Below are 6,200 nucleotides of genomic sequence, written 5' to 3' on the forward strand. Positions count from 1 at the left end.
TGCATTACCGGGATGTAAAGTGAATACAACGCTGTTTCGATGGCCGGTTCGGGTCTATTACGAAGACACCGACGCCGGTGGTGTGGTTTACCACGCCAGCTACGTCGCTTTCTATGAAAGAGCACGCACAGAGATGCTGCGCCATCATCACTTCAGCCAACAGGTTTTGCTGGCTGAACGAGTTGCCTTTGTGGTTCGCAAAATGACGCTGGAGTATTTTGCGCCCGCCAGACTCGACGACATGCTCGAAATCCAGACGGAGATTACCTCAATGCGAGGAGCTACCCTGGTTTTCACGCAGCGAATCGTCAACGCCGAGAACGTCGTTTTGAATGAAGCTGAGGTTCTTATCGTGTGCGTTGATCCACTCTTAATGAAGCCTCGTGCGCTTCCCAAGTCTATTGTCGCGGAGTTTAAGCAGTGACTGAGATGAATATCCTTGATTTGTTCCTGAAGGCGAGCCTTCTGGTTAAACTTATCATGTTGATTTTAGTTTGTTTTTCCATCGCCTCCTGGGCCATCATTATTCAGAGAACGCGTATACTCAATGCGGCGTCACGTGAGGCCGAAGCGTTTGAAGATAAGTTCTGGTCCGGTATCGAGCTTTCTCGTTTGTACCAGGAAAGCCAGGGTCGTCGCGATAATCTGACCGGTTCGGAACAAATCTTCTACAGCGGCTTCAAAGAGTTTGCGCGTCTGCATCGTGCGAACAGCCATGCGCCGGAAGCGATTGTCGAAGGGGCGTCGCGCGCTATGCGTATTTCGATGAACCGCGAGCTGGAAACCCTGGAAACCCACATCCCGTTCCTCGGTACGGTGGGTTCTATCAGCCCATATATCGGTCTGTTTGGTACCGTATGGGGGATCATGCATGCCTTTATCGCGCTGGGCGCGGTAAAACAAGCGACGCTGCAAATGGTCGCGCCGGGTATCGCAGAAGCGCTCATCGCGACGGCTATCGGTCTTTTTGCCGCTATCCCGGCGGTTATGGCCTATAACCGTCTGAACCAGCGCGTGAACAAACTTGAGCTGAACTACGACAACTTTATGGAAGAGTTCACCGCCATTCTGCACCGTCAGGCGTTTACCAGCAGCGAAAGCAATAAGGGGTAAGCCATGGCCAGAGCACGTGGACGCGGACGTCGCGAACTGAAGTCCGAGATCAACATCGTTCCGCTGCTGGATGTTCTGTTGGTGCTGTTGCTGATCTTTATGGCGACAGCGCCGATCATTACGCAGAGCGTAGAGGTCGACCTACCGGACGCAACGGAGTCGCAGGCGGTGAAAAGCAACGATGAGCCGCCGGTGATCGTTGAAGTCTCCGGCGTCGGGCAGTACAGCGTGAAAGTTGGTCCGGAAACGTTATCGCAGCTGCCGCCGGAACAGGTTATTGCGGAAGCCAGGCGTCGACTTGAGGCGAATGAGAAAACGGTGTTCCTGATCGGCGGTGCTAAAGAGGTGCCATACGATGAGATTATTAAAGCGCTTAACCTGTTGCACAGCGCAGGGGTTAAATCGGTTGGCTTGATGACCAAGCCGATCTAATCGCTCGCAATATGCACGCCCGTCAGCACGTCGGCTTTGGGATAACAGCGTCTCGTGGCCGACGTCATATAACGGGAACAGGCGAACAGTTTTTGGGAACCGATAGTGTCAAAGGCAACCGAACAAAACGACAAGCTTAAACGAGCGATCATAATATCAGTCGCGCTGCACATCGTATTAATAGCGCTGCTGATCTGGAGTTCGTTTGACGAGCATCTGGATGCTTCTGCCGGGGGTGGCGGAGGTTCCTCTATCGATGCGGTAATGGTCGATCCGGGGGCGGTTGTGAAGAATTATGACCGCCAACAGCAGCAGCAGGCCAGCGCCCGCCGCGCCGCCGAGCAGCGTGAAAAGCAGGCTCAGCAGCAGGCGGAAGAGCTACGTGAAAAACAGGCCGCCGAGCAGGAACGGCTGAAACAGCTGGAACAGGATCGTCTACAGGCGCAGGAAGCGGCTAAAGAGGCGAAAGAACAGCAGAAACAGGCGGAAGAAGCCGCGGCGAAAGCCGCCGCAGCGGCCAAAGCCAAAGCGGACGCACAGGCGAAAGAGGCGCAGGAAGCTGCCGCCAAAGCCGCCGCTGATGCAAAAGCGAAGGCCGATGCGCAGGCGAAAGCTGCCGAAGCGGCCGCGGCGAAAGCGGCGGCGGATGCGAAGAAACAGGCGGAAGCGGAAGCTGCGAAAGCGGCCGCGGACGCACAGAAAAAAGCCGAAGCCGATGCGGCGAAGAAAGCTCAGCAGGACGCCGAGAAGAAAGCGCAGCAGCAGGCAGAGAAAAAAGCGCAGCAGGAAGCGGCGAAACAGGCCGCTGCTGAAAAAGCTGCCGCCGAAAAAGCGGCAGAAAAAGCCGCCGCGCAGAAAGCCGCTGCTGAGAAAGCGGCAGCCGAGAAAGCCGCCGCAGCGGAAAAAGCCGCCGCCGAGAAAGCCGCGGCAGCCAAAGCGGCAGCAGCAGAGAAGGCCGCCGCAGACAAAGCGGCGAAAGCCGCCGCCGCTAAGGCAGCAGCCGCGAAGAAAGCCGCTGCGGCCAAAGAGGCCAACGGCGTGGACGATCTGCTCGGCGACCTGAGCTCCGGTAAGAATGCGCCGAAAGGTAATACCAGCGGTAGCGCTGGGGGGTCGTCTCCTGCTAAAGGAAGTAAGCAGGGGCAGGGTGGGGCATCCCAGGCTGAGATTAACAGCTATATTTCACAGGTGCAGGCTGCGATTAAAGGTCATCTCTATGACTGGGATACCTACAAGGGGAAAACCTGTACTTTACGTGTGAATCTGGCTCAGGATGGAACGCTGTTAAGTGTGAAATCGGAAGGCGGCGATCCGGCGTTCTGTCAGCAAATGCTGGCGGCAACGAGCCGGATGACGAAGTTCCCTAAACCGCCGTCGCAGGCTGTTTATGAAACATTCAAAAATGCGCCACTGGACTTCAAACCTCAGTGATAGTTTTCCCCGTTTATGCGGGGAAAACAAACGTCGGTAGGCCCAGGGTTTTGGTAGTTTTGTGTATTTGAGTTTGTTAACATTCTGCTAAATTATCGTGGGCTTTTCGCCTGGATAAGGGAGATATGATGAAGCAGGCATTACGAGTAGCATTTGGTTTTTTAATGCTGTGGGCGGCAGTGCTGCACGCAGAAGTACGCATCGAGATTACCCAAGGGGTCGACTCGGCACGCCCAATCGGCGTTGTGCCGTTCCAGTGGGCGGGGCAGGGTGCTGCGCCGGAAGATGTGGGCGGTATCGTGGCGGCTGACCTGCGCAACAGCGGCAAGTTTAACCCGCTCGATCGCTCGCGTCTGCCTCAGCAGCCGGGTAGCGCTCAGGAAGTGCAGCCGGCGGCATGGTCTGCGCTGGGCGTTGACGCCGTCGTGGTGGGTCAGGTGACGCAAAACCCTGACGGTTCCTACAACGTGGCTTATCAGCTGGTTGATACCGGCGGCGCGCCGGGTACCGTGCTTGCGCAGAACTCCTTTAAAGTCACGAAACAGTATCTGCGCTATGCCGCGCATGCTGCCAGCGACGCCGTATTTGAGAAGCTGACCGGTATTAAGGGCGCCTTCCGTACCCGTATCGCCTACGTGGTACAGACCAACGGCGGCCAGTTCCCGTACGAGCTGCGCGTGTCCGACTACGATGGCTACAATCAGTTCCTCGTTCACCGTTCAACTCAGCCGCTGATGTCTCCGGCATGGTCTCCGGACGGCGCGAAGCTGGCCTACGTGACCTTTGAAAGCGGGCGCTCTGCGCTGGTTGTGCAGACGCTGGCTAACGGCTCCGTTCGTCAGATTGCTTCGTTCCCGCAGCATAACGGCGCGCCGGCGTTCTCGCCGGACGGCAGCAAACTGGCTTTCGCTCTGTCAAAAACCGGTAGCCTGAACCTGTACGTGATGGACCTGGGATCTGGCCAGATTCGTCAGGTGACCAACGGTCGCAGCAATAACACCGAACCAAGCTGGTTCCCGGATAGCCAGAACCTGGCCTTTACTTCCGACCAGGCCGGTCGTCCGCAGGTGTATAAAGTCAATATTAATGGCGGCACGCCGCAGCGTATTACCTGGGAAGGTTCACAAAACCAGGACGCTGACGTGAGCGCTGATGGTAAAACTATGGTAATGGTAAGCTCGGCCGGTGGTCAGCAGCACATTGCCAAACAAGATCTGGAAGCGGGTGGTGTGCAGGTTCTGTCATCAACGTTTTTAGATGAAACGCCAAGTCTGGCACCTAACGGCACTATGGTAATCTACAGCTCTTCTCAGGGGATGGGATCCGTGCTGAATCTGGTTTCTACAGATGGGCGTTTCAAAGCGCGTCTTCCGGCAACTGATGGACAGGTAAAATCACCTGCCTGGTCGCCGTATCTGTGATAATAAATAATTGATTATTAAAGGAATCAAAGAAATGCAACTGAACAAAGTGCTGAAAGGGCTGTTGATCGCTCTGCCGGTTATGGCAATCGCGGCGTGTTCTTCTAACAAGAACGCCAGCAACGACCAGAGCGGTGAAGGCATGCTGGGTGCCGGCACTGGTATGGACGGTAACGCTAACGGCGGCAACATGTCTTCCGAAGAGCAGGCTCGTCTGCAGATGCAACAGCTGCAGCAGAACAATATCGTTTACTTCGATCTGGACAAATACGATATCCGTTCTGACTTCGCTGCAATGCTGGACGCGCACGCAAACTTCCTGCGCAGCAACCCGTCCTACAAAGTGACCGTAGAAGGTCATGCGGATGAGCGTGGTACGCCGGAATACAACATCGCTCTGGGTGAGCGTCGTGCTAACGCCGTTAAGATGTATCTGCAGGGCAAAGGTGTTTCTGCTGACCAGATCTCCATCGTTTCTTACGGTAAAGAAAAACCTGCAGTACTGGGCCACGACGAAGCGGCTTACGCCAAAAACCGTCGCGCCGTACTGGTTTACTAAGAGAATTGCATGAGCAGTAACTTCAGACATCATCTATTGAGTCTGTCGTTACTGGTTGGCATAGCGGCCCCCTGGGCCGCTTTTGCTCAGGCGCCAATCAGTAGTGTCGGCTCAGGCTCGGTCGAAGACCGCGTCACTCAACTCGAGCGTATTTCTAATGCGCACAGCCAGCTTTTAACTCAACTCCAGCAACAACTCTCCGATAATCAGTCCGATATTGATTCCCTGCGCGGTCAAATTCAGGAAAGCCAGTATCAGCTGAATCAGGTTGTTGAGCGCCAGAAGCAGATCCTGCTGCAGATCGACGGTCTGAGCAGCGGTGGCGGCGCAGCGGGAGCGCAAACCCAGACGTCAGCGGGCGATCAGGGCGCTGCGGCTAGCGGGACGGCGCCAGCGGCCTCGTCAGGCGCCCCGGCGCAGACCGGTGATGCCAATACCGATTACAATGCGGCTATCGCGCTGGTGAAGGATCCCTCTCGCCAGGACGATGCGATGGCGGCTTTCCAGAACTTCGTCAAAAAGTACCCCGATTCAACGTATCAGCCGAACGCCAACTACTGGCTCGGTCAGCTGAATTACAACAAGGGTAAAAAGGACGATGCGGCGTACTATTTCGCTTCCGTGGTGAAAAACTACCCTAAATCCCCGAAGGCGCCCGACGCGATGTTTAAAGTCGGCGTGATCATGCAGGACAAAGGCGATACCGCAAAAGCGAAGGCGGTTTACCAGCAGGTGGTCAGTAAATTTCCTGGCACCGACGGGGCCAAACAAGCGCAAAAACGCCTTAACGCACTCGGATGATTATGGCATGACCAGAAATCGCATCATTTCTGGTCTTGTCGCATGAATCCTAAGCAGTTAAGCAATCTTTATCTAAATTGTTGTTGCGCTGAATTCTGAAATCAGTAATATATGCCGCCGTTGCCAAGGGATATCGAACAAGCCCAAAGCGGCGAAAATAGTGGGTCGTTAGCTCAGTTGGTAGAGCAGTTGACTTTTAATCAATTGGTCGCAGGTTCGAATCCTGCACGACCCACCAATCGTTCTGGTGGAACGCGATAGTAAAACGTGAAGGATAACGTTGCGTCAGCAACGGCCCGTTGGGCGAGGCGAAGCCGAGTCATCCTGCACGACCCACCGTTAAAAGATGTATCCAGCGCAGTATCGGGTGATTAGCTCAGCTGGGAGAGCACCTCCCTTACAAGGAGGGGGTCGGCGGTTCGATCCCGTCATCACCCACCACT

General features: G+C 55.3%; 7 protein-coding genes and 2 tRNA genes. All 9 read left to right on the forward strand.

Translation table 11 applies throughout. The features are described 5' to 3' along the window. Positions 1-19: 19 nt before the first annotated feature. Positions 20-424, forward strand: a complete 405-nt coding sequence (ybgC, locus tag HMPREF1144_RS01585) for a tol-pal system-associated acyl-CoA thioesterase (protein WP_004100330.1) — start codon at positions 20-22, stop codon at positions 422-424. Further along, positions 421-1,113, forward strand: a complete 693-nt coding sequence (gene tolQ, locus HMPREF1144_RS01590) for a Tol-Pal system protein TolQ (protein ID WP_004848958.1) — start codon at positions 421-423, stop codon at positions 1,111-1,113. The genes ybgC and tolQ overlap by 4 nt, the downstream gene beginning before the upstream one ends. Before the next feature lie 3 nt (positions 1,114-1,116). Beyond that, entirely contained in the window at positions 1,117-1,545 is a 429-nt protein-coding gene (gene tolR / locus HMPREF1144_RS01595; RefSeq protein WP_004130580.1) for a colicin uptake protein TolR, read from the forward strand. Positions 1,546-1,650: 105 nt separating this feature from the next. Beyond that, entirely contained in the window at positions 1,651-2,976 is a 1,326-nt protein-coding gene (gene tolA, locus HMPREF1144_RS01600; protein WP_009651668.1) for a cell envelope integrity protein TolA, read from the forward strand. A 128-nt stretch (positions 2,977-3,104) separates the two neighbouring features. Further along, positions 3,105-4,397, forward strand: a complete 1,293-nt coding sequence (tolB, locus tag HMPREF1144_RS01605; RefSeq protein ID WP_004133400.1) for a Tol-Pal system beta propeller repeat protein TolB — start codon at positions 3,105-3,107, stop codon at positions 4,395-4,397. Positions 4,398-4,431: 34 nt separating this feature from the next. Continuing rightward, positions 4,432-4,956 carry a peptidoglycan-associated lipoprotein Pal gene (pal, locus tag HMPREF1144_RS01610; protein WP_004100337.1) on the forward strand — a complete coding sequence of 175 codons (525 nt, stop codon included), beginning with the start codon at positions 4,432-4,434 and terminating at the stop codon, positions 4,954-4,956. Between the two features lie 9 nt (positions 4,957-4,965). After that, positions 4,966-5,757 carry a cell division protein CpoB gene (gene cpoB, locus HMPREF1144_RS01615; RefSeq protein ID WP_004848965.1) on the forward strand — a complete coding sequence of 264 codons (792 nt, stop codon included), beginning with the start codon at positions 4,966-4,968 and terminating at the stop codon, positions 5,755-5,757. 162 nt (positions 5,758-5,919) lie between these two features. Then, positions 5,920-5,995 (forward strand) — tRNA-Lys (locus HMPREF1144_RS01620). 127 nt (positions 5,996-6,122) lie between these two features. After that, positions 6,123-6,198, forward strand: a tRNA-Val gene (locus HMPREF1144_RS01625). The last annotated feature ends 2 nt before the right edge of the window (positions 6,199-6,200 follow it).

This window comes from Klebsiella sp. OBRC7, from assembly GCF_000293135.1.
Classification (GTDB): domain Bacteria; phylum Pseudomonadota; class Gammaproteobacteria; order Enterobacterales; family Enterobacteriaceae; genus Klebsiella; species Klebsiella michiganensis.